This window comes from [Rhizobium] kunmingense (genome assembly GCF_977018605.1).
The window spans coordinates 381,968-407,611 of the sequence record NZ_CDRNXG010000002.1 but is presented as its reverse complement, the minus strand read 5'-3'; the positions used below and the strand labels follow the sequence as shown (position 1 = coordinate 407,611).

8 protein-coding genes are annotated in these 25,644 nt (G+C 60.3%); 2 read left to right on the top strand and 6 right to left on the bottom strand.

Translation table 11 applies throughout. The annotated features are described in order from the left end of the window. Positions 1 to 125: 125 nt before the first annotated feature. The 5 genes from AC0JZ4_RS20185 to AC0JZ4_RS20165 form a co-directional block, all read right to left on the bottom strand. Positions 126 to 773 carry a ribbon-helix-helix domain-containing protein gene (locus tag AC0JZ4_RS20185; protein WP_471888288.1) on the bottom strand — a complete coding sequence of 216 codons (648 nt, stop codon included), beginning with the start codon at positions 771 to 773 and terminating at the stop codon, positions 126 to 128. Between the two features lie 11 nt (positions 774 to 784). Continuing rightward, positions 785 to 2,077, bottom strand: a complete 1,293-nt coding sequence (locus AC0JZ4_RS20180) for an HlyD family type I secretion periplasmic adaptor subunit (RefSeq protein ID WP_471888287.1) — start codon at positions 2,075 to 2,077, stop codon at positions 785 to 787. After that, positions 2,074 to 4,230, bottom strand: a complete 2,157-nt coding sequence (locus tag AC0JZ4_RS20175) for a type I secretion system permease/ATPase (protein ID WP_471888286.1) — start codon at positions 4,228 to 4,230, stop codon at positions 2,074 to 2,076. Before AC0JZ4_RS20175 ends, AC0JZ4_RS20180 begins: the two co-directional genes overlap by 4 nt. A 17-nt stretch (positions 4,231 to 4,247) precedes the next feature. Then, positions 4,248 to 5,639 (bottom strand): TolC family outer membrane protein, encoded by a 1,392-nt coding sequence (locus tag AC0JZ4_RS20170; protein WP_471888285.1) that lies wholly within the window; start codon positions 5,637 to 5,639, stop codon positions 4,248 to 4,250. Positions 5,640 to 6,084: 445 nt separating this feature from the next. Further along, complete coding sequence (locus AC0JZ4_RS20165) at positions 6,085 to 21,042, bottom strand: T1SS-143 repeat domain-containing protein (protein WP_471888284.1); 14,958 nt, start codon at positions 21,040 to 21,042, stop codon at positions 6,085 to 6,087. A gap of 973 nt (positions 21,043 to 22,015) precedes the next feature. On the opposite strand from AC0JZ4_RS20165, the gene AC0JZ4_RS20160 reads away from it, so the two are divergent. Together AC0JZ4_RS20160 and AC0JZ4_RS20155 are read left to right on the top strand one after the other, a co-directional pair. Beyond that, a complete protein-coding gene (locus tag AC0JZ4_RS20160) occupies positions 22,016 to 22,741 on the top strand; it encodes a response regulator (protein WP_471888283.1) in 726 nt (241 codons plus the stop codon). Between the two features lie 664 nt (positions 22,742 to 23,405). After that, entirely contained in the window at positions 23,406 to 24,464 is a 1,059-nt protein-coding gene (locus tag AC0JZ4_RS20155; protein WP_471888282.1) for a porin, read from the top strand. Between the two features lie 113 nt (positions 24,465 to 24,577). Here AC0JZ4_RS20155 and AC0JZ4_RS20150 read toward each other — a convergent pair whose 3' ends face one another. Beyond that, complete coding sequence (locus AC0JZ4_RS20150) at positions 24,578 to 25,636, bottom strand: ABC transporter ATP-binding protein (protein ID WP_471888281.1); 1,059 nt, start codon at positions 25,634 to 25,636, stop codon at positions 24,578 to 24,580. Positions 25,637 to 25,644: the final 8 nt, after the last annotated feature.

Genomic DNA, 25,644 nt, shown 5'->3' with positions numbered 1-25,644 from the left:
CCACATCAGAGAGCGACAGCAATTTCGCGATACGAAGACAGGCGTCGTTGCACGGAGAGCCGGAAACCGAACAGCCGGCCATCTACGTTCCTGCCGGCGTGGCGTTCCGCAATGTAGAGCTGTTTTCAGAACCGGGAAATATAGCCGATCAACATCGGTCTCTCATGCGCCGGCGCGAGTGCCAGGTTGATCTGGCCCGTAATACTCTGCTTGCCGCAGGAGATGGAAAAGCCCGTATTCAGGGTCTTGCCGCGCTTGGCCTGAAGCGTTTCCATGGCGTCGTCGATATGGGTGTCGACCGAGAATTTCAGGGTCTTCATCAGCTGCGCATACTCGTCGATGATCAGCCTTTGGCGCAGCATGGAAAGAAACGCCTCGTTGAACAGGTGGATGCGCTTGTCCCGCGTCAGAACCACCGTCGGTGAAGGCGAAGCCTGCACCAGCGCATTGAGATTATCCATGGAGGATATGTCTTCCACGGAAGCCAGCCGGCCGAGCGCCCATTTCAGGCTCAGGACGCGCAGCAACGATGTAAGATTGCCCGGTTGCGGCAGTTGCACGGCGGTATATTCCACCAGATCGCCGGTCGTCACCTTGCCGGCCGCCGACATGCGGCTCAGGCCTTCCCAATAGATCTGCTCCAGCCGGATACCGCGCCGCTCGCCGTTTCGGGCAACGACGGCACGAAAGCGCGGCTCGACCTCAGCCTGGTCGATCATGGGCAGGGCATCGCCGATGGGTTCGAGCGAAGGCGCTACATTCTCCGGCTTCATGCTTTCTCCCCTCACCTTTCGCTCAGCGCTTCGGAGCGCGCGCGATTGATCGGCTTCATCAGGTAGCTCAATACGGTCTTGCGGCCGGTCATGATCTCGGCCGAGGCAATCATGCCCGGAATGATCGGGTAGGAGATTCCGTTACGGTCCAGCGCCGACTTGTCGGTCTTCACCTGCACGACGTAATAGGTCTCGCCCTTTTCCTTCTCGACGATACTGTCGGCGGAAACATTGGTGACCTCACCGTCGAGGCCGCCGAAAATGGCGAAATCGTAGGCCGTGACCTTGACGATCGCCTTCTGGCCGCGGCGCACGAAGGCAACATCGCGTGGCGAGATACGCGCCTCGATCAGCAGCGTATCTGCCGTCGGCACGATGCCCGCCACCACCCGGCCGGGATCGACATAGGCACCGAGCGTATTGACTTCGAGCGTATTGACGATGCCATCGACGGGAGACCGGATATCGGTGCGTTTGACGCGGTCGGATGCGCCACGGATCGTCTCGTCGATCACCGACAGTTCCGCCAGGGCCTGCGCCTTGTCGGTCAGTGCCTGCTGGCGCAGCGCAAGCGAGATTTCGCTGACCTGCAGCCGCGCTTCCTCGACGGCGCCGCGCAACCGGTCCATGCTTTCGCGATAAACCCGCAACTGGCCTTCCTGGTCGGTCAGCTGGCTTTCCACCTCCAGCAACTGCGTTTGCGCCACCAACCCCCTTTTCGCCAAGGGGCCGTAAAGGTCGTGCTGGCGGCTGGAGGCGGCGATGTTCTGTACCAGGCGATCGATATTGGCGTTTGCCTCACTCATCTCGTTCTGGCGCTGCTTGACCCGCTCCTCCAGAACCCCGAGCTTATTCTCATAGGCCGCCTTGTTGGCAGAAAACAGCCGCGTCTCGTTCTCGCAGACGCTCTGCGCCACCGCCATCACATCCTGAGGGCAGTGGTAATCGTGGCTGTAATCGCCCCTTTCCTCAAGTTCGAGGCGGTTGATCTTGGCTCCCAGTGCGCGCGCCTTGGCAACCACCTCACCCAGCGTCGATTCCGTCGTCGTGTTGTTGAGCTGGACGATCAGATCGCCCTTGCGCACCACCTGTCCGAGTTGAACGGCGATATCCTGAACAACGCCGGCTTCCGAAGACTGCACGATCTGCGTCTTCGACACCGGAATGACCTTACCGTCTCCGCGCGCGATCTCGTCGATCTCCGCATAGGCGGCCCAGGCGACGAATGTGAGGATGCAGGCACCGACGAGGAACACCAGTATTCGTGCAAAGAAGGGCGGGTTGTCGTGAACAGTGCCGTTCATTGCGCTGCCCCTTTTCCCTGCATCGCGGCTATCACCTGAGCCTTGGGGCCATCGGCAACGATGCGCCCCTTGTCCACCACGACGAGGCGGTCGACCAGATCCAGCATGCTGAACCGGTGCGTGGCGATGACCAGCGTCGTCTCGCGGCTGAAGGCCGTGGAAAGCCTGTTGAGCAGATGCCGCTCGCTTGCCAGGTCCATCGCACCGGACGGCTCGTCAAGGAAGACGATCTTCGGCTTTGTCAGAAGCAGTCGGGCGATCGCCAGCGCCTGTTTCTGGCCGCTCGAAAGATTGCTGCCGCGCTCACCCACCGGCATGTCGAAACCGCGCGGATGGTTGGCGACGAAATCCTCGACACCGGTCATTTTCGCGACCTCCAGCAACTCCTCGTCGCTCGCATCCGGCTTGCCGATCAGAAGGTTCTCCTTGACCGTACCTGAAAACAGGTCCGACGACTGGCCGGCAATCGCCACGGCGGAACGGACTTCGGCCATGTGGTATTGGCGGATATCGACGCCATCGATCATCACCCGGCCTTCGGACGGCAGATAGAGACCGTCGAGCAGACGCCCGAGCGTCGTCTTGCCGGAACCGATACGGCCAATGATGCCGACACGTTCGCCCGGAGCGACCGCAATCGACATCTTGTTGATCACGGCATAGTCCGAGCCCGGATAGGCGAAAGACACATCCTGGAGCGCAAAGCCGCCATGACGGATCTGGCGATTGACGAAGCCGACGGTCGAGGGCCGGTCTTCCGGCTGTTCCATCACCTTGTCGAGAATGCGCAGCGACATCATCGCCTGGCGGAAACGCGCCAGCGCCATGGCGATCTGCCCGAGCGGCGCCCCTGCGCGGCTGGAAAGCATCACCGTCGCGATGATCGCACCCATGGCAAGGCGCCCCTCGGAAAACTCGTATGTGCCGGCGATCACGATCAGCACGGCAACCATCTGCTGCACGAACGCGGTGTAATTCACCGCGTTTGCGGAAACGTGCTTGATATCCTCGCTGGTGCGACTGGAAAGCTTCATCAGCTCCTGCCAGCGGCGCAGCATGCCGGCCTCGGCACGCAGGCTCTTGACCGTCTCGATCGTCGAGATCGTCTCGATCAGGAGTGCCTGCCGGCGCGACGCTTCATTGGTCGCCGCCGCCATCTTCTGGCCGATCATGGCCTGAGCGTGCAGGCCGATAAGAACCGACAGCAGAAGCGCCACGGCCGGAATGACCACCAGCCAGCCGGCAATCAGATAAATGACGATCAGGAAGATGAAGACGAAGGCCGTATCGATCATCAGGCCGACCGTATTGGAGGTGAAAAACTCCCGTACGAATTCGTATTGCGTCACCCGGTTGGCATACTCGCCGGTCGACATCGGACGCGAGGCCATGGTGGAATTCAGCACCTTGTCGAAGATCATCTGCGACAGGCGAAGATCTGCATTGCGCCCGGCATGGTCGATCAGGGCAGCCCTGGCCGTCTTCAGAAGAAGATCGAACGTATAGGCGAGCGTTATACCGACCGCGAGAACCCAAAGCGTCGGGAATGCCTTGTTGGGCAGGACGCGGTCATAGACATTCATGGTGAAAAGCGGCGATGCCAGCGCAATCACGTTGATGAAGAATGCCGCCATGATGACGCGCAGATAGGTGCGCCAATAGGGCACCAGCGCCCGTAGCAGCCAGTGCCGTCGCTCGATTTCGGCAGCGGTGCCGACAACACTGTCTTCCGATGCGTTCTGGTAGAACAGCGTGAAGGCAAAGCCGAATTTCGGCCGCAGTGCCGCAATGTCCTGAAAACTGAAGACGGTATCCGGCCCGGCATCAGCGCCGACTTCGGTTCTGTAGTCGCCAGCCTCCGTCCGCTCCAGAAGCGGCAGCACGCCGCCGCCTTCCAACATGACGATCGCGGGGCAGTCGAAATTGCCCTCGCGGCATTCGCGTTCGCCGTGGCGAATGACCTCCAGCCCGATGCGGTGGGCAAGATGCTCTACATCATCGGCTTCCAGAGATTCGACGATCTCGTCGGGAATGCCGGAATAAAGCACGACATCCGAAGACGGGCGGGCATAGAAGATAGCGACCGAACGGAATGCCGTCTTGAAGGTCTGCAGCCTCACCGTCTCTGATGTGTCGATCTTGACGTTGAGCATCTTCCCGGCGCCCGAACTTATCGGACCGGAGCCAGAAGATCCATCGGCATGCCGGCCTTCTGACGGGACTCGATCTTGGTGTAGCCGGGATCAGCAGGTGCGCCACCCTTGACCGCGAATTCCTGACGGGCATAGGCCTCGACCTGCGCCACCGGCTTGAGGTTCATCGCATTCAGAAGGCTGCCGGAAGCGGCAAGGATCTTGTACTCGGCAAACAGAGACGCAAAACGTGCGGTCTCGGCCAGAATGCTGGTGTTGAAGCGGGTGTTCTGCGCATCGAGCACGTCGAGAAGCGAACGCTGGTTCACCTTGAACTGTTCGCGGTAGGACGTAACGAGGCTGGCATTGGTTGCCGACTGGCTGCCCAGGATGGCCGAGATTTCGCTGCGGCTCCTGCGCTCGTTCCAGGCTGAACGTACCGATTCCTCGACTTCGCGATGGGCATTGGCGAGCGCATATCGCTGCTCGCTGGCACGGCGGATCTGCTCCTGCTCGCGCGCCTTGTCGATACCGCCGCGATAGAGGTTCCAGCGCGCCACGACCCGCACCTGCGCATCGTTGGTGTTGCCGACATCGCCGTTGATGTCGTCGCCAACCTGGGCAATGCCCTGCAGGTCGACTTTCGGCAGATAGTTGGCGCGGGCGCCGCGCACGCCGGCATCGGCGGCATCCACGTCTGCATTCGCCGCATGAACGCCGGGATTGTTGGCCTGGGCGATCATGATCGCATCGTTGACGGTCTTCGGGATATGACGGGCAAGCGAAGCGGGCATTTTGACGCTCGTACCGATCGGTTCTCCAACCGTTCTGAGGAAGCGGATCTTGGTCGCCTCAAGCTCTTCCTGGGCTTCACGCAGGCGTGCCTTGGCGGCTTCCATGCGTTCACGTCCCTGCAGCCTGTCGGCGTCGGTCAGGGCGCCACCGCGAATGCTTTCGGAGATATCGCCGACCAGCGCACTGTGGACGGAGACGTTCTGCTGGGCGACACCGACGATCTTCGTCTGCAGGATATATTCGAGATAGTCCTGGGTTGCCTGAAGCGCCAGCGATTCCGAGCGTTCCAGCACGCGGAAGGAGGCTCCATCGACACGCGAAGCCTGCTGCTCCACCTGCGAACGGCGATTTCCGCCATCGAAAAGCGTCTGGGTGATCGTCAGGCTGGTATCGGTCGGCGAATAGTAATCATGATCACGGGACAGCGTTCCCGAGCTGCTGTTGGAAAGACGGCGGCGTCCGGCACCGGCCTCAAGATCCACCGACGGCAGGTAGAGGCCCCGCGCCTGGCGAAGCTCGAACTCGACGGCTTCACGATTTTCCACCGCCTGCATGATTTGCGGATTGGTCTTGAGAGTCTTTCCGATAGCCTCTTCCAGAGACATGGCGAAAGACGGCGAAACGAATGCAGCCATTACGGCCGCACCTGCACTCAAGGATGCAATTATACTTTTATGCTTAGTCAACCTGACGTCCCCTGCCCGAAAGCCCCATGGAAAAACGCTTATATCGGCGTTTAAACAAATGGAAGTACTTCACTCAAAGATTAGATGATTCCACCAAAATTGGTAAATTCCATAATCCCTCGAAAAACATGTAATTAAACTATCGATATATGCGAATTACGTCCGGATAATCGGATTTTCCACATGGAAAAATCTCCGGACGGCGCGGATATTCGACATGGATACAAAGCGATTGATGCGCAGTGTGTCTCTGCAACCACAGCCATCAATCCGTTACTGTATCACTTTAGGCGCATCTCGGATTTACTCTGAGATGCCGGCCTAACATTAGAATTAACTACTTAACAAGAGGCGCCAGCAGCGCCTCTTGTCAGTTCCGTTGCGCAGCCGCCCATCAGTGATGAACGACATCCGCCGTATGCTTGTCGTCGAAGAGGATTTTGACGGCCTCGGTGTGGTTCTGCAGAACGGCGACGTCCTTCCAGCTGTCGTCCACCGCCACGCTGACGATGGTGTCATTGCCGGAGACCGTGGTCTTGATACTTGCGGCTGCCGCCGCAGCGGCATCCCCGCCCTGGTCACCAAGCATGCTGTCGAGCAGCTTCGAGACGTCGAGCACATCGCCTTCGCCGGCCTTGTAGTCGGTCACCACATCGGCCATGTCGAGCGTCTGCAATGCCGCCGGATCGAGCACGAAAGTGTCCGCGCCCGCGCCACCGGTGAACTGGGTGAAGCCTGCGCCTCCCACCAGAATGTCACTGCCCTCGCCGCCGATCACCACATGATCCGGCTGGCTGCCGAATGGCTTGTCGAAATCGAATTCGATGGCGTCATCGGCGGAACCAGCCGGCAGGATATGGTTGATCGCCCACGGCGCGTCGGTGGTGTCGTCCTCCGCAAAGACCGCCATGCGGGAAGCAACAGGGCCGGGTGCAGGACCGATATCGATCAGATCCTCCGCCGAGACGACGCTGCCGAGGCCGTTGTTCTCGCCTTGGAAGAAGAACTCTTCCACATTCCTCACCACTGCCATTTCGCCATCGTTGCGTGTGATGGTGAAGTCACCGTTATGGGCCTGCGAGACTGTGTAATCGCTCCAGAGGCCCGACAGGTTCAACGTATCGAGGTTGCCATCACCGCCATCGATCGTGTCGCGACCGTCACCGGCACTCCAGGTGAAGTGATCGTTCCCGGCGCCACCTTCGATCCTGTCGGCGCCCGGGGTGCCGAACAGGATCTCTCCGGACACGCCGCCGATAACCTTGTTGGCATTGTAATTCGGAGTGCTTCCCTTGTTGTCGACGAAGAAGCCGATCGACTCGCTGCCATTGGCAGCGTTGTGCACGATATTCTCGGCAATATTGATCCTGGGTCCACGCGCCACAAGCGCTGCATTTTCAGCGGTCGTGACGCCGGAGAAGACGTTCTGGCCGATGTTGGAATCCCGCGCGTCGATGGTAACGAGCGCGCTGCCTTCACCGGCAGAACCCGCAGTGCCCCCCACCGTATTGTGGTGGAAATTTACGCCGCTGATCGTGTGGGCATCCACATTGCCATTGCCGATCACCACCAGGCCGCGAGGCGCGTTGTCGCCAGTCAACGGCGCTGCATCCGAGAAGGTCTTGCCGCCGAAGATGTTGTTGCCGATCACCAGGCCGGAAATCGGTGCGATTCCATTCGTCATCAATGCTGAGCCGCCATCGGCCTTGACCACGTTGCCGATGATCGAGACGTTCTCGTGCCGGCCATCTATATAGATCGCTGCCTTCTCACCTGTCGCCGAGCCATCCAGCCCACGAATGGTGAAGCCGTTGTCCACCCCGCCGATCGTAATGCGGTCGGCGCCGGTCTTGAGCTCAATAGCTCCCCGTTCCGAGCCCGACTGCACACCGTTGATGAACGTCGCACCCGCTCCATCTCGCGAAACTAACGTGAGATTGTCACGGTCGATGACGAGGTTCTCGTTATAGGTTCCCGCCGCAACCACGACCTTCACCGCACCGGCGACAGAGCCGGAGGCATTGATCGCGTCCTGGATCTTGTCGAACGTGCCGATCAGGCGGTCGCTGCTGTCGAACAGCTGCACATTGTCGGTCAGGTCGAGCGTCATGTTGCCGAACCTGATCGCCTCGACATTGCTCAGCGTGTCCGTACCTTCGTTCACGCCGTTAACGACGGTCTCGGTGACGGAAACGAAACTGCTGACAAAGCCGTTCAGGCGGACATCGGCAACCGTGTAGTTGGCATGAGCGTTGTCATAAACGGCGGTATCGAAACCAGCGCCGCCATCCAACGCGTCGTTACCCTCACCACCAACCAGCTTATCGTTACCCACTCCACCGAACAGCCGATCATCACCGAGACCGCCGACAATCGTATCGTCACCACCGAGGCCGACCAGATAGTCGTTTCCGGCACCGCCATCGATGACGTTGGCATTGCGATCACCGGTAATGCTGTCGTCGAGGGCCGACCCGGTGATGTTTTCGATATCGAGCAGCTTGTCATGGTCAATAGAGCCATTTTCGATGCCCGCGACGATATTAGCCCATCCCGTTCTATCGGCCTGGCTCATGGACCATCCTTGGTCGAGATGGACATAAACAGCCTCGGCGTCGCCGGAGAAGTCCGCCGTGTCGATGCCATCGCCGCCATCGAGAATGTCGTTACCCGCGCCGCCATTCAGCGTATCGTTGCCGGTACCACCACGTAACGTGTCATTGCCCTCACCGCCGAACAGCCGATCATTACCGAGACCGCCGACGATCGTATCGTCACCGCCGAGACCGACCAGATAGTCGTTTCCGGCACCACCATCGATAACGTTGGCATTACGGTCACCGGTAATGCTGTCGTCGAGGCCAGATCCGGTAATGTTCTCGATATCGCGCAGCTTGTCGTGGGCAATCGAGCCATTCTCGATGCCCGCAACGATGTTAGCCCATCCCGTTCTGTCAGTCTGTTTCATCGACCATCCCTGATCGAGATGGACGTAGACGGCCTCTGCGTCACCGGAGAAGTCCGCCGTGTCGATGCCATCGCCGCCATCGAGGATGTCGTTGCCTGCACCGCCGTTCAGCGTGTCGTTGCCTTCGCCACCGATCAGGGTGTCATTACCAGTCCCACCGACGAGCACGTCATTGCCATTTTCGCCGTGCAGTGTGTCATTGCCGGCGCCGCCGATAATGTAGTCAGCACCATCACCACCAAGGATGACGTTATCTGCGCCATTGCCGTTGATGAGGTCGTTGAAATCCGTCCCCGTCACGTTTTCGATACCGACAAGCCGATCGTTCTTAATCGTACCGGCAAGTACATCGGCCTCAAGCTCAGCGTATCTTGTTGAATATTGCTGACCAATCGCCCGCGTTGTTGCCCAGCCAGCGGCCAGCTGGACATACACGCCCTGGGTGTCACGGCCGTAATCGACGGTATCGATACCGGCCCCGCCATCGAGAATGTCGTTCCCGGCGCCGCCGCGCAGTGTGTCATCGCCTTCGCCGCCCTCGGCGACGACGCGGTGGTTGCTGGTGATTCCGGAAGCATCGATGATGTCGTTCCCGGCGCCGCCATCGATATGGATCGTGCTGGCGTCGAGATCGGTGCTCGAAAAGTCACCGCTCATGACGAACGTGTCGCTGCCGGCACCGCCATGAATTTCAATCTCGTCGATATTACGAAGCTCGCTGGCAACGTCCATTCCGCGCGAAACCACGATCTCGCTGCCGCTGTCGAACAGGCTGCCGCCTGTACGGGCCAGATAGGCAGCCTTGGTCTCGACACGGAACGCCTCGTCTTCGGCGTTGCCGTTGGCGATGAACGTGTCGGTTCCGGTCCGGCCGACGTTTACGTTGCTGCCGTTGACGACATCATGGCCATCGCCGGCCTTCCAGATGATCGTGTCGTCTCCCTCGTCGCCCCAGATCCGGTCATTGCCCGTGCCGCCGTAGATGACGTCATTGCCTTCCTTGCCACCGATCCGGTCGTCTCCGGCACCGCCGTGGAGCGTATCGGCACCGAGACCGCCGCGGATGATATCGGCACCCTCGCCGCCCCAGATTTCGTCGTCACCGGCGCCGCCATCCAGAATGTCGTCGCCGCCAAGACCGGAAATCAGGTCGTTGCCTTCACCGCCCAGGATTTCGTCTCCCTGTGCATTCGAGCCCTGCAGCACATCGTCGCCGGCGCCGCCGTCGATATAAATGCGCGCCGTTTCGCTGCTGCCATAGCCTTCCGGCAGCAGGATCATGTCGCCGCCGTCAGTTCCGATGAACCGCTCGACACTCGTCAGCACGCCGCCGGCATTGTAGCGATCGAAGATGAAGCCCGAAGCGCCTGAGGCAGCCTCGAATTTCACCGTGTCGATACCTTCGCCGCCATCGAGGCTGTCGCCTTCACCGGAGCGATGTCCGACCGAAACCTGCGTCGTCGTGCCGTCGCCGATCTTGAAATTACGGCTTCCCTCGCCGGAAGCGTCGGCAATATCGGCGCTGACAATAAAGGTATCATCGCCCTTGCCGCCGTGCAGCGTATCGCTGCCACCACCAGAGGTCAGGACGTTGGCCGCATCATTGCCCTGAATGCTGTTGCTGAAACCATTGCCGACAACGTCGATCATCGCCTCACCTTCAAGCGTGATGTCATTGGCAGAGCCGATGAGCGTCAGAACGATACCGGTATTTGCGGCACCGCCGACGACCGTCAGGTTGTCCTTGGTGATTTCCGCCGTCTGGCCGCTTACATTGCCGACCAGTTCGATACGGTTGCCGACAGAGGCTGCCTCATTCGCAGCAGCGATCGTCGTGAACGTGCCGAGCAGGGTTTCGTCGTCGAACAGCTGAACCGCAAGGCGCAGGTCGATCTCGATCTCCCCACCATCGAAATTGATCGTCTCGACGCCATAGAGCTTGTCCGTATCGCCGGTGCGGGTATCCACAACCTGCCAGCCCTCGTCCCCCATGCGGGTGATGACGAAATTCGAGCGGGCGCCGTAGTAGACAACCGTGTCGTTTTCACCGGGCGTGACACCCTTGTCGCCGACAGTGTCGCCCCAGACCGTGTCATTGCCGCCCGTGGCGAAGAACTGGTCGCTGCCGGCACCGCCGATCATCGTGTTGGTGCCGCGGCCGCCAGCCAGGCGATCAACGCCGTCACCGCCGTCGAGATGGTCGTCACCCGCACCGCCGCGCAGGATGTCGCCACCGGCACCACCGTCCAGCGTGTTGCCGCCATCATTGCCGGTGATCTCGTTGCCGCCGGCATCGCCGATAACCTCGATCGAGGCACTGCCTTCCAGCGTGAGTTTCGAAACTCCGTTGAGCGTCAGGACGATATCTTGGTTGCTGCCGTTCTCAGTATCGGCAACGATCGTCAGGTTGTTCTTGGTAATTTCCGCCGTCTGGCCGCTCACATCGCCGACCAGTTCGATACGGTTGCCGGCAACAGCCGCCGCATTCGCGGCGGTGATCGTTTCGAACGTGCCGAGCAGAGCCTGGCCGTCGAACAGCTGAACCGCAAGGCGCAGGTCGATCTCGATCTCCCCGCCATCGAAGTTGATCGTCTCGATGCCGTAGAGCTTGTCGATATCGCTGCTACGGGTATCCAGCACCTGCCAGCCGCCATCGCCTAGGCGGGTGATAACGAAATTCGAGCCGGCGCCGTAATAGACAACCATGTCGTTTTCGCCGGCGGTGGCTCCCTTTTCACCGACCAGGTTACCCCAGATAGTATCATTGCCACCGGTGGCAAAGAACTGGTCGCTGTCGGCGCCACCGATCAGCGTGTTGGTGCCGCTTCCGCCTGCCAGGCGATCAACACCTTCGCCGCCGTCGAGATAGTCATTACCCGCACCCCCACGCAGGATGTCGTTGCCGGTACCGCCGAAGATGGTGTCGTCGCCATCTTCGCCATCCAGCGTGTCGTTGCCGGCATTGCCCTGAATATAGTCGTTGCCGCCACCGCCGAAGATGATGTCGTCGCCGGCATCTGCCGGGTTCTGGTTGCCGTCATCCTCGCCATAAAGCCAGTCATTGCCGTTTCCGCCGAAGATCAGGTCGTTGCCGCCTTCGCCCTTCGCGGTGCCGCCACCGTTTCCGAGGATCAGCACGTCATCGCCTGCGCCGGCATAAAGACCGTCGGCGACATTGTCGTCGCCACCGACGAGCAGGTCGTTGCCGCCGCCGCCGATCAGCGTGTCGGAACCGGCGCCGCCGATGAGGATGTTGCTCTCGTCATTGCCGACGAGAATGTCACTGCCCGAACCACCCGTCAGGTTTTCGATGCCGGTCAGCGTGTCGGTGCCGACGGCGGAGCCGCCTGTAGCGTCGGTTGCCGTACCGGCAGCAATAGATGTCGGCCACATCGGGTTGTTGGTGCCGATATTGGCAACGACGCCGGTTGCAACGTCCGAATAGTCCGCCGTATCGCCGCCCTTGGCGGACGTCAGAATGGCAGCCGCGGCGTTGGAAGCGGCCGTCGAGCTGAAGCTTACGGCGGAATTTGCGCCGCCCTTCAGCAAGTCATTGCCGAGCCCACCGCGCAGCGTGTCATTGCCTTCGCCACCATCGAGCATGTCGTCGCCCGCGCCGCCGATCAGCATGTCGTCGCCGGCTTCGCCATAAACGGTGTCGTTGCCGGCGCCGCTCTGGATCCAGTCGCCGCCGTCGCCGGCTCTGATGACATTGTCGCCGCCATTGCCGTTGATAATGTCGGCAAACCTGGTGCCGGTCACATTTTCGACGTTCTTCAGCTTGTCGTTGTCAACCTGGTCGTTTTCGACAAGCGTCCTGAGATCCTCGTATACGAAGTTGTCGGACACCGTGCGCGATGTGGCCCAGCCGGAGCCGAGCTGGACATAGATTCCAGCCGCATCGCCCGAGTAATCGACCGTATCGATCCCGTCGCCACCGTCGAGCTTGTTCTTGCCCGTGCCGCCGACCAGCGTATCGTTGCCGGCGCCGCCATCGAGAACGTCGTCTCCTGTACCGCCACGCAGCGTGTCGTTGCCGTCCTCGCCAAAGAGCGTGTCGTTGCCGGCGCCGCCCTCGATCCAGTCGCGGCCACCGCCACCCTTGATATCGTTGTCGCCGGCGCTGCCGTTCAGGATATCGTCAAACTGCGAGCCGGTGATGTTTTCGATACTGTTGAGCTTGTCGTTGTCGACCGTGTTGGCGAGGACGCGTGCGCGCAGCCCATCATAGTCGTAGAGCGCCTCATTGGCTCTGGTCGATGCCCAGCCGGAACCAAGCTGAACATAGACCGCTTCGCCGCTGCCGGAGTAATCGACGGTGTCGATACCCTCGCCGCCGAAAAGCTGGTTCTTGCCGGCCCCACCGACCAGCGTGTCATTGCCTTGATCGCCGTGCAGGATGTCATCACCAGCGCCGCCGTCAATGAGATCATCGTAGCCGCCGCCATAGATCGTGTCGTTGCCGGCATCGCCGTAGAGCGTGTCCTTGCCCCAGTCGCCATTGATGCGGTCATTGCCCTCACCGCCATAAACGGTGTCGTCACCATTGCCGCCGCTGATGAAATCATCGCCGCCAAGGCCGGAAATCAGGTCGTTACCGTTTTCACCATAGAGTTTGTCGCCGTTGTTGGAGCCGGCGATCACATCCTTGCCGGCACCGCCATGGATCTCGATCGTGCCGTTCGCCGTCGGGTTGGCGGCAAGAAGGATGACGTCGTCGCCATCCGTGCCGATGATCTTTTCGACACCCGACATGTAACCGGGAGCCGTCGCGTAATCTGCGACGAAACCGGCCTGGCCATCTCGCTGAAGCTGGATCGTATCGGAACCGTTGCCGCCGATCACAATGTCGGCGGTGCCGGCCAGACCCGCGATACTGACATTGACGACGCTTCCGTCGCCGAGGGTTACGGCGCGGGTGCCCGAGCCGATCACGTCCGCGCCGAGAATGAAAGTATCGTTGCCTTCACCGCCATCGAGAATATCGGCGCCGAGGCCGCCATCAAGATAGTCGTTGCCGGCATTGCCGGTGAGCCTGTTCGCCTCGTCGCCACCGATCAGAACGTCGTCGCCCGAGCCGCCCTTGGCATCGTTGATGCCGGTCATGCCGTCGATACCGACGACATTGGCTCCGGCGCGATCGGTCGCGCGGTCGCCGAGAACCGTCTGTCCCTGCGTCGTCTGCGTCTCGTCATCGAGATTGACGAAAACGCCGCTCGTTAATGCCGAATAATCGATCGAACCGATCTCACCGGCCGCATCGACACGCACGACGAATGTCTGCTCGGCACTGGTGTCGCCATCGGAATCCGTCGCCGCATAGGTGAAGACGAGGTCCAGATAGGCGACGCCATCGACCGGGGACAGATGGTCGAGCGGCTGCAACAGGTTGAAGCTGTAGCTGCCCTTGTCGAGATCCGAGAGCGATACGTTGAAGACGACCTTCGTGGCGTCATTGGCGCTCGAAGGTACGGTGTCGCCGAGATATCCGACCAGATAGGCGCCGATGAAGGCGAACTGCACGGCGAACCCATTGGAAGTCATACCCTGCAGCGAGCCGGCCTGGCTGGAAATGCTGACATTCTGGCCGGCGAGTGCCTTGGAGAAATGCAGGCTGCGATCATTGCTGCCGCCTGCATTGGCGTCATCGCTGCCCCAGCTCACCGAGAGAGCCACGTCGGAAAGGCTCTTTGCGCCATCCTCAAACACAGTTCGCAAGGCCGGCGCATCGCCGATTTCCGGCTTGTCGTCGACGACATTGACGGTGAACGTGCTCGATGCCCTGTCGCCGTCGGAATCCGTCGCGGTGTAGCTGAAGCGCAGCGACAGCGTGTTTTCCGTGTTGGCGGGCGTGTTGTCATGGTCGAGCGGCTTCACCAGGGTGAAGGAGTACGCACCATGGCTCGCATCCGAAACCTTAGCAAAGAACACGATGTTGGAGGCGGGCTGAGCGGGATCGAAGTTCGTCGGAGCAATGTTGCCGGTATAGCCGACCAGCATGTTGTCGCCGATCAACACCGTATGAACCTGCTTACCGAGCGAGGTCAGGACAGCACCATCCTGGCCGGAAACAGCAACCGAAGCATTGGAGAACACGACCGAGCGGTCGCCCGGCTGGCCGTTGCCATCATTGGCGGCATCCGCGCCCCACTTGATGTTCAACGAGACGTTCTCGACCTTCGCCGAAAGCCCGTCATCCTCGTTGTTGCCGTGATTGACGGCCTCATCCTCGACCTTTGAGGCATCGCCGGTCTGCGCGATCGGGCTGTCGTCGATGACCTTGACGGTGAAATTGCTGTCGACCTTGTCACCGTCGCCGTCGCGGGCCGTGAACTTGAACGTCAGCGACAGCACGTCTTCGCGGTCGGCACCAGATGCCTTGACCGGATGGTCGAGCACGCCCTGCAGTTCGAAATCGTAACGGCCGGATTGCGCATCCGACAGCGTCACAGTGAAGACGCTGAGGCCGGAGGCGGTCTTAGCCGTCAGCACGGTACCATTGGCCGACAAGGTGTAGACAAGTGCCTCGCCACCAGACGTGAGGTTTGCCAGAGAAACGGGACCGGCATCGCCACGGACGCTCAGCATATTGGTGACATCGGCCGTCTCAAGAACCCGCACCGCCCCTGTTCCGGCGGTAAAGACGATCGAGCGGTCGCCGGCCACCTGGGTGCCGGTGTATCCGCCGTTGACGTTTTTGTTGCCGCTGTCGGTACCCCAGCCGATGTTCAGCGAAGCTCCCACCTTGTCGGTGATGAAATCGATACCGTTGGCAATCGCGCCGATCAGCTCGACGCCGACCGGCTGGATGTCTTCGTTGCCACCGGCAAGCGCCTCTTCCTCGACATAGCGATCGCGGACACCACCGGCGATCGGCATATCGTCGATCACCTTGACGGTAAAGATCGCCGGATCGGTCACGTCGCCATCGCTGTCGGTGGCGGTGAACTGGAAATTCAGCGTCAGGGCGTCTTCGCCCTGCACCGGTGTGCTGCCGGCGCCGACCGGCTTGTGGTCAAGCGTCTCGAAAAGCGTGAACTTATAGGAACCGTTATCATTGTCCGAAAGCGTTACCGTAAAGACGATACCCGCAGCGGCAGCCGCTGCAGCGTTCTCGGGAAGCGCCATCGGCGCGGCGCCGGTATAGCCGAGCAGCGTCGGCTGGCCATTGACGGTGATCACCTTGTAATTGATGACATCGCCATCGGATGTCAGGCCCTGCGCTTCAAGCGCAGCAATGCCATCTGTGGTGAACTGCACCGATCTGTCGATAACGGCACCGGGTGCGTCGTTGTCCAGATTGTCGGCACCCCAGGAAATGGCGAGCGTGCCGCCGGTCTTCTCGATTGTGTTGTCGTCGAACCAAAGACCAAAGAAGCCAGAACGGTCCTCATCGCCATTGCCGGTTGTGTCTTCATTGCCACCGGGAAGATCTTCCTCCTCGACGACACCGCCCGCAAACGGCGTGCCGATTTCGGCGACGTCATCGGCAATCTTGACGGTAAAGAAATTGCTGGCCGTGTCGCCATCGCTGTCGGTGGCGGTATAGCCGAACTTCAGCGCAAGCGTATCCTCGCCATGGCCTGCCGCATGATCGAGCGGCTTCACCAGCGTGAAGGAATAGGAGCCCTTGCCGTCATCAGACAGGGAAACGTGGAAGACGACATTCGGGGCCGAGATCGATCCCGGAGCACTGTCGCCGGTATAGCCGACCAGCACGCCATTGATGAGCGCGGTATTGACGACTTTGCCGAGCGACGTCAAAGCCGATCCGGCAGCATCCGTCACTTGGACACTTGCATTGGTGAAAGCGACCGACCGGTTGCCCGGACCAGAGACAATTGTCTCGTCATCGGCGGCATCGGCACCCCACTTGATGTTCAGCTTGCCTGTGGCAATTGCCGAGAGGTTGACCGGGCTTTCGGTCTCCTGGTTGCCGCCACGGACCGCCTCATCCTCGGCCGTCGAGGTCTCGCCCTTCTGGGCGATCGGGCTGTCGTCGATGATCCCGACGGTGAAGTCGTTGACGGCAATATCGCCGTCGCCGTCACGCGCCGTGAACTTGAAGGTGAAGGACAGAACATCCTCATTGGCCGCACCCGAGGCCTTGACCGGATGGTCGAGAACGCCATCCAGATCGAAGCTGTAGGAGCCGGCTCCGGTATCCGAGAGTTTGACGGTGAAGACCACGTCCCCGTCAGCACCGCCCGCATGCGCCGTCAGGATCGTGCCATTGGCGGAAAGCGTGAATACCAGCGCCTTGCCGGCAGACGTCAGTTCCGACAGGGCGAGCAGGTTGTTGCCGCTCTTGACGGCAACGAAAGCGCTCGCATCGACGACCGCGGCGCTCGTTCCAGCCTGCGCTGCAAACACGACCGACCGGTCGCCGGCGACCTGCGTACCGGTGAAGCCGCCGTTCGCCCTGACATTGCCGTCGTCACCGCCCCAGGCGATGTTGAGCGGGCCACCGGTCTTGTCCGTTGTCGGGTTCTGCTGGCCAAGGAAAGGATAGTCGCCATCCGCATCGGGGGCGATGCCGCCCGGCCGATTGTCCTCGTTGCCGCCGAACAGCTCCTCTTCCTCGACGAAGCGATCGAGGATCGTACCGATCGCGATCGGGGTGTCATCGATGATGCTGACCGAGAAATTCGCCGCCGGGGTCACGTCGCCGTCGCTGTCGGTCGCCGTAAACTGGAAGCTGAGGGTCAGGCTGTCTTCGCCCGATACGGAACCCGGATGGTCGATCGTATCGAACAGCGTGAAGCCGTAGGTGCCATTGCCGCGATCGGACAGCGCAACAGTGAACACGATGTTGGCGTTTACGGCAGCACCCGCATTGCGCGGCAGCGAGGTCGGCTCGATGTCTCCGGTATAGCCGACCAGCGTCGGCTGGCCGTTGACGGTGATGGTCGTGTAACGGATCTCGGCACCATCCGAGGTCAGCGCCTGCGCTTCAAGGGCTGCGACCCCCTCCGTGGTGAACTGCACCGAGCGGTCGCCCGGTTGGCCGTTGCGGTCGTTGGCGCTGTCTGCACCCCAATCGATAGCCAGCGTGCCGCCGGCGATATGGCTCGTGCGATCCTCGTCCCGGTTTGTGTCGCGGTCACCGCGGCCATCGCGATCCTCGTTGCCGATACCGGCAACCTCGCGCTGTTCCTCTTCCACCACGCCGCCGGCATAAGGCGTGCCGATGGTCGCAACGTCATCGGCAACATTGACGGTAAACTGGCCGTCGATTGCATCGCCGTCCGAATCCGTTGCCGTATAGTTGAACGTCAGGGACAGCGAGCCCGTACCTTCGCCCGCGGCGTGATCGAGCGGCTTAACCAACTCGAACCGGTAGGAACCATTGCCGTCGTCGGACAGCGTCACCTTGAAGACCGTGTTATCGACGGTCGGCCGTTGCCCGACATAACCGATCAGCACGCCGTCGACGATCGCGGTCGAGACGTTCCTACCAAGCGAGGTCAATCCGCCTTCAACATAGGCGCCTTCAACTGTGATCGCGCTTCCCGCAAAGCCGACAGAGCGATTGCCGGTGCCCTCGGTGATGGTTTCGTCGTCGTAGGAATCCGAACCCCAGCTGATGCTGAGACCGCCTTCGGCGATCGCGGCCGATGCCGGTCCGGCATCCAGCCCGTCATCGCTGGCGGTGCCAACCTCCTCCTCGCCGCGAACCGGCGCGTCGTCATTGACATTGACCTTGAAACTGCCCTCTTCACTGTCGCCATCGGAGTCTGTGGCAATGAAGTCGAAGTCGAAACGAACGCTATCATCGCCTTCTTGATTCTCGATGCGATGGTCGATCGCCTTCAACAGCGTGAACGTATAGGTGCCCGTATCGGTCGTATCGTCGAGCGTGACGGTGAAGACCCAGTTTGCTTCCACCTGCGGATCGGAGCCGGTAAAGCCGACGAGTGTCGGAACACCTTCGATCTCGGTCGCATAATAGAAGACGTTCTGTCCTCCGGCGGTAAGCGGCACTTCGGAATCGATACTCACCGGCCGGTAGGTGCTGACGCCGTCGACAACGTCGGCATCATAGCCGTTGAAGGACAGCGAGCGCTGGGCATCGCCCGTATTGTTGTCGTCCGCGCCCCAGGAAACGCCGAGCGAACCGCTGACACTGCCAATAGCAGAGTTGCGGGCAGCAGGGCCTTCGGAGCCTTCGCCTTCCGCATAGGTGTCTCCGGCATTACCGTTGAGCCCGGGAACATTCTCCTCGTCGAGGTTGCCTTCTTCCGCCTCACCAATCACCGGGCGATCATCGGCAACGGTCACGGTGAAGGACGCGTGGCCGACATCGCCATCGGAATCGCGCGCCGTGAAGGCGAATTCGATGTCGAGCGCCGTGTCACCCTGGCTCGGCACATGGTCGAGATTGCCCTGCAGCTCGAATGTGTAGGAGCCGTTGTCGCTATCGTCGGAAAGATTGACGGTGAAGACGGGTTCACCGGTTTCGCTGCCCTTGTGGGCCGTCAGAACCGTGCCGTTTTCGGAGACAACATAGAAAAGGCTGATCCCGTCCGAGGTCAGTTCCTGGGCATAAAGCGCATCGACATCCGCGAGCGTGAAACCAACACCACGATCGTTCGCTCCGTTGGCGCTCAGGCCGGCATTGCCCTGTGCATTTCCATCGTCGACGCCCCAGAGGATACCCAGGCTGCCGCCGGTCGTCGCGTTTGCCGCCGATACGGCAGGAGCGCGCAACAGGACCGGCACTTCGGTTCCCGGATTGCCTTCCTCTTCCGGATCGCCGCCATCGACATTGCCGTTCGGAAGGTCGTCTTCCGAAACCGTCGCGCCCTGCGAAGGCATGAAGGCCAGCGTGTCGTCGGCCACATTGATGATGAACTGGTTGGAAGCGCTGTCGCCGTCGGAATCGGTCGCGGTATAGCCAAAGGTCAGGCTGAGCGCAGCTTGCCCGGTCGCGCCGTCACCTGCAGCATGATCGAGCGGCTTGACCAGCGTGAACGAGTAGGAACCATTGCCGGCGTCGGACAACGTCGCATGAAAGACGACGTTTTCGGCATTGGCAGAGCTTGGTGCAGCACCGGTATAACCGACCAGCGTGCCATCCGCGAGTACGATCGTGCTCACGGCAAGGCCTTCGGACGTCAGGGCTACGCCATAGGCGCCCGTGACGGTGACATTGGCATTGGTGAAGACGAGAGAGCGGTCATTGGTGCCGCCGGCATTGGCGCTGTCTGCGCCCCAATCGATGTTCAGCGAGACATTGGCGAGCGTCGCCGTCGCATTTTCGCTATCGACATTGCCGCCGACCAGAGCCTCGTCCTGCACCGCCGACTGGGAGGCATCGGTGGTTGCCGGGCCGTCATCGGCGATCTGCAGGCTGAAGGTCGAGGAGGACGGGTCGCCATCGCTGTCGATGACGGTGTAGCCAAACTGCAATCCGAGCAGATCGCCCGCACCTGTGGTAACGGCGGCGGGATGGTCGAGCGCCTTCAGGAGCGTGAAGGTAAATTCACCCGTCAGCGTGTTGGTAACTTCCAGAACGAACACAACCTGGCCATCGGCCGTGGTACCGGTCAGTGTCACAGTGGGACCATTCGCGCCTGCGCCAACGGTCATTTCGGTCAGTACAGCGACGCCGCCGGATGTCAGCGCCGAGTTCAGCGTGACCGAGACGACGCGGCCGTCTTGCGAACCGCTGATGAAATTGAGGCGGCCGGAAAAGCTCGACTGCTCGAACACCCCATCCGCATCCGCCTGTTCGGCGAGCACTGCGCCGAAAGCGGACGAAAAGGCAACCGGTACGTCCTTGCCAGTATCCTGTTCGCCAAAGACGGTCTCATCGTCGAAGGACGTGTCGCCGAGAAGATCAGCCAGTGCGATCGGATCATTCTGGCTCGCACTGATCGTATCGTCGAAATCGCCGCCGGAGCTGCCGGGCGCAGAGCTCGCCGAGTAGGAACCATCGGGACCCGCGGCGACATTGATGCCATTGCCTTCCAGGGCCGCGATGAAGGTCTGCTGCGGCAGCTCGACATCGCCGAGCAGGATGGTCGGCACCCGCGCCGCGCCATTGACGATGACGATCTCGGTGCCGTCCGCCTGGACGAGAACGAGATTGGCACCCTCGATGCGAATGTCGTCGATCGACGTGGTGGCCGCCAGACGCACGACATTCGCCGCATCCGGGGTGATTTCGGTGATGGCAGGTGCGCTCTCGGTCAGCTGTGATGTCTCGATCCCGGCTGGCAGCCGATCGCCTGTCGGGGCAGCCTGGGCGACCTGGATCGCACCGGCATCCAGGCGACGGTCGGCATCCGGCAGCGCGATTGCGTCGGCGATCTCGGAATCGAAATGGTCAGCTGCCGTCTCTTCGGTTGCGGCGGATACGCGCAGATCTTCGATGGACATAAAGGAACCCCCAGAATGAATTTGGGACAAGGAGCGCCACCGCTGTCAAAAACGCAATATTTCGTTAACCTTTGAGATATACTCGGTTATGCGGTTCCCACCATTTATTTAAAGACAGTTAACGTCGGCGTGCCATCCGCAAATTACTTGCAGTATTCACCAAAAATAAGCGTTGAAACTTATCGCCATCCGTTTCAGCCGTGCGAATCTCTGCCTTATGCCTTCACATTCGCGGCAATATCGACCGTACCAACGACCTCTTCGATGACATGAAAGCGATGACCGGGGCAGTTCTCTGTAGCTCGCGGCACCATGCTCGGATCAATTTTGCGCAGGCATCCACGCGAAAATTCATATCAATCAACCGAAATTGTATCGGGACGTCGCAGAGGCGGCGCTTGCGACACATTGATACGTTATGCGGGTGCTGCCGGGATAATTCAGCGACAATTCCTCACTATAACGGATGGCAGAATGACCCAGATCAGCATTCCTACTGGTTGACCGCACCGCCCGGCGGGCCGGATCAACACCTAAATGGCGGCCTTCACGGCCGAGAGAACCACCTCTCGTGAAGAGCCGCCATCGAAGCGCAGCTGGCCCATATTCGTTCATTTGACCTCCAGTCAGAACGCTCCAGCTGCGCTTCGCTTCCATTCGCCTCCCCGCGTATGGACCACACCGAACAACTATCGTTAACGGATTTTTGAGTTGCCTTGAGTGACGAACACTTGGATATTGTCGTTATTGTATAACAGCTAAGGCACTGATCCGGAGCTAGCCGCTCCGCCGTCCTGGTAACCCGATGCCCCCTACCTGATCCAATTCCGATATTTGCCGACAGCAGATCCTGGACACTGACAAGCCGACTGGAGAAAACCCTCCGGGGCGGAGTAGTGCGCCACGTCTGATGAGATGTGTACGCCTTGCATGGCGTCCGCACGCTTCTTCGCGACAACAGATAGAAAAATACATGCACCTACCGCCGAATATCCTGATCGTCGATCACAATGCGGAAGTCCGCGATGCCCTGAAACGCTATCTCGAGCGCAATGCGATGAGGGCGGCAATCGCCGATAGCGGAGCATCGATGGATCGCCTGATGGTCGAGCACGATTTCGACCTGATCATACTGGATGCCATGATGCCGGGCGAAGACGGCCTGTCGATATGCCAGCGTATCCGCTCGACGGCAAAGACCCCGATCATCATGATGAGCGCGATCGCCGAGGATACGGACCGCATCGTCGGGCTGGAACTCGGCGCCGACGATTACATTTGCAAACCCTTCAATCCGCGCGAAGTCTTGGCTCGGGTCAAGGCGATCCTACGGCGTGCCGAACCGATTTTGCCGAGCCACGGCGGATTGTATAACGGAAAATGTCTGCGGTTCGGCAAGTGGATACTCAATATCGACCAAAGGCAGCTTCAGGACGAAAGTCAGGCGAATATTGTCCTGACATCCACCGATTTCCAGCTTCTTCTCGCCTTTCTGGAAAGGCCCCGTACGGTCTTGTCGCGTGACCGGCTGCTCGAAGCGGTCAGTGGCCGGACGTCCGGCCCGTTCGATCGCGCGATCGACAACCAGGTCAGCCGGCTGCGCCGCAAGATTGAGCGCGACCCTGCCCGCCCAGAGCTTATCATGACGGTCCGTGGCGGCGGCTATTCCCTCGTATGTGACGTCACCGCCGATAGCTGAAACCGTTGGAAGGCAAGGCGGATTAGCAAGAATACCGTGGGGGTGCGATCACCGCTTCGCCCCCTTCCTCCCTCACCGATCTCCATCAGCGGTGTATAGAGAGAATGTCCGCCCTGCATGGCCGCGAGCCGGGGAGATCTGGGTCGGCCACACTTGCAACTTCCCTTGGCGAGCGATGCCAAAGAAGCATCCGCCTCTTGTCTTGCCTGATTGAAAACAGCACGCTCCTTCCGAAGTCTGCCACTTCCTTTCTGCTTAAGTGAACCTATCCCAAACGGTCGCAAGCGGCATTCCCTCCCTGGTCAGACTAAGCCCTACGTGAAGACGCCCTGCGTTCCATCGTCTCCAATCGCATTATCCCTCGACCCATCGAATCGTCATTCCTGCACGAAGTCTTGAGAAGCGTCCGGCCTTTGGCGGGTTTGATCGTCGCCGCAACCACCACAGGGCTCGTTTCGATACTTTTCGGTTACCCGACGATTACGCATCGTTACAAACCGAGGATTAGATGCAACAGCTCGGCGCGTGCCGCCCTGTGTTTTCGATGAACGAGCGTTACCTGATCTTTTGTACGCCGGCCCGCGAGACTAATTTCTTCTCACCGGACTGAACTTCGGTAATTTTATGGATGCGGCTGACGCCCATCGTCTGATTGGAGATTTCAATGAACATCAAGAGCGTTCTTTTTGGCTCTGCTGCCGCCCTGGTAGCCGTGTCCGGCGCCCAGGCTGCTGACGCAATCGTTGCCGCTGAACCGGAGCCGATGGAATATGTTCGCGTTTGCGACGCATTCGGCACGGGCTACTTCTACATTCCAGGCACCGAAACCTGCCTGCGCGTCGGCGGTTACATCCGTCTTCAGGCCGACGGCCGCAGCGACGACGACCTTTCCGGTGACGACGCCGGCTACCGCACCAACACCCGCGCCCAGGTCTACTTCGACGCACGCACCGACACCGAGCTCGGCGCACTTCGCTCGCTGATCACGCTTCGCGCAGAATCGAACCGCGAAGAAGAGTTCAGCCTGAACGAAACGTTCATCGAACTCGGCGGCTTCCGCGCTGGTTATTTCTATAACTACTTCGATATCGGTCTGTCCGGCGAAACCGTCATGCACGACGCTGCTCCGTTCGATAACGGCGGCGAAGGTGCAAACACGATCAACAACTCTATCCGTTATACCTATGACGGCGGCGCATTCTCCGTCTACGGTCAGGTCGACGCTTTCGACTCGCAGGACGGCTGGAAGACCGATTCGGCAGGCAATGCTGACGAAATCGGCATCAACGGCGTCATCGCAGGCAAGTTCGGCGGCGTAGCTGTAGACTTCTTCGCAGGCTACGACTTCGACAACGAAAACGCGGCCCTGGCTTCGACCATCAACGCTGACCTGGGTCCGGGTACGCTCGGCATCTTCGCAGCCTACGCTTTCGGTCAGAACCGTTACTACGATGCATCCGAATGGACCGTTGGTGCCGAATATGAATTCAACATCACCGACAAGTTCAGCATCAGCCCCGGCGCCCAGTATTTCGATAACATCGTTCTCGACAGCCGTGGTGAATTCGACGGTGGCGATGCATGGCGCGTCGGCGTAACCGCGGACTACCGCGTTACCACCAACCTGACAGCCAAGGCTACCGTCAACTACACCGACATCGACACCGGCTCTGCCGATACCGATAAGTGGGACGGTTTCCTCCGCCTGCAGCGCAGCTTCTGATCTGAACATTCAGGTCTGAACGGAAAGCCCGGCAACAATGCCGGGCTTTTCTGTATTGCGCGCCCACACCTTCTGTTGCCGAAGGAACGGACATAAGATCAGACCCAAGGGCATCAATCGAGCGCCCTCTCGCTCGTCGGATCGAAATAGTGGACCTGGGCCGATGCGACGGACAACCGGACCTCCTGGCCGGGAGCGAAATCCACCCGGTCATTGACGACACAGGTTATTTCGGTCCCACCGAGCTCGGCCAGGACATGCGTGTCGGCACCGGTCGGTTCGACCACCTTGATCGTTGCCTTGGCCCCATCCTGCGTGCCGACGGCAAATCCCTGCGGGCGAATGCCCACAACCACCTCGCCGGCATCGCCGCCTTTTGGCAGGGACGGCAGTGCAAGACGCTCGCCGCCGGCAAGCAGCAGTGATCGCCCCTCCAGCCTGCCACGCAGAAAATTCATCGATGGAGACCCGAGAAACCCGGCAACGAACATGTTTTCAGGGCGGTCGTAGAGTTCGAGCGGCGTGCCGATCTGCTCAACAGAACCCCCGCGCAGAACGACGATACGATCGGCCATGGTCATCGCCTCGACCTGGTCGTGGGTCACGTAGACGATAGTCGAGCCGAGCCGCTGGTGCAGTGCCTTGATTTCCGCCCGCATTTGTACGCGCAGTTTCGCATCGAGGTTCGAGAGCGGCTCGTCGAACAGAAAGACGTCCGGATCGCGGACGATCGCTCTGCCCATGGCAACACGCTGGCGCTGACCGCCGGACAACTGCGATGGCTTGCGCTTGAGGAGCGGCGTCAGCCCGAGAATTTCGGAGGCATCACCAACCTTCTTGTCGATCTCGGCCTTTTTCATGCCGGAGATTTCCAGCGAGAAGCCCATGTTCTGGGCCACCGTCATCTGCGGATAGAGCGCGTAATTCTGGAAGACCATGGCGATGTTGCGCTCCTTCGGCGAGAGCGCGTTGACGACACGCCCGCCGATATCGATACGCCCGCCGGATATGTCCTCCAGTCCGGCAATCATCCGCAAAAGCGTTGACTTTCCGCAACCGGACGGCCCGACGAGGATGAGGAATTCCCCATCCCGGATGTCGATCGAAACTCCCTTGACCACCTCGAATGCGCCGAAACTCTTGCGCAGATCGGAGACCTGAACCGTCGCCATGATGAATC

Bases quoted from the DNA above. Each gene is read 5' to 3' on its own strand.
- AC0JZ4_RS20155 (WP_471888282.1), top strand. From the start codon at position 23,406: ATGAACATCAAGAGCGTTCTTTTTGGCTCTGCTGCCGCCCTGGTAGCC.
- AC0JZ4_RS20185 (WP_471888288.1), bottom strand. From the start codon at position 773: ATGAAGCCGGAGAATGTAGCGCCTTCGCTCGAACCCATCGGCGATGCC.
- AC0JZ4_RS20170 (WP_471888285.1), bottom strand. From the start codon at position 5,639: ATGGCTGCATTCGTTTCGCCGTCTTTCGCCATGTCTCTGGAAGAGGCT.
- AC0JZ4_RS20160 (WP_471888283.1), top strand. From the start codon at position 22,016: ATGCACCTACCGCCGAATATCCTGATCGTCGATCACAATGCGGAAGTC.
- AC0JZ4_RS20175 (WP_471888286.1), bottom strand. From the start codon at position 4,230: ATGCTCAACGTCAAGATCGACACATCAGAGACGGTGAGGCTGCAGACC.
- AC0JZ4_RS20150 (WP_471888281.1), bottom strand. From the start codon at position 25,636: ATGGCGACGGTTCAGGTCTCCGATCTGCGCAAGAGTTTCGGCGCATTC.
- AC0JZ4_RS20165 (WP_471888284.1), bottom strand. From the start codon at position 21,042: ATGTCCATCGAAGATCTGCGCGTATCCGCCGCAACCGAAGAGACGGCA.
- AC0JZ4_RS20180 (WP_471888287.1), bottom strand. From the start codon at position 2,077: ATGAACGGCACTGTTCACGACAACCCGCCCTTCTTTGCACGAATACTG.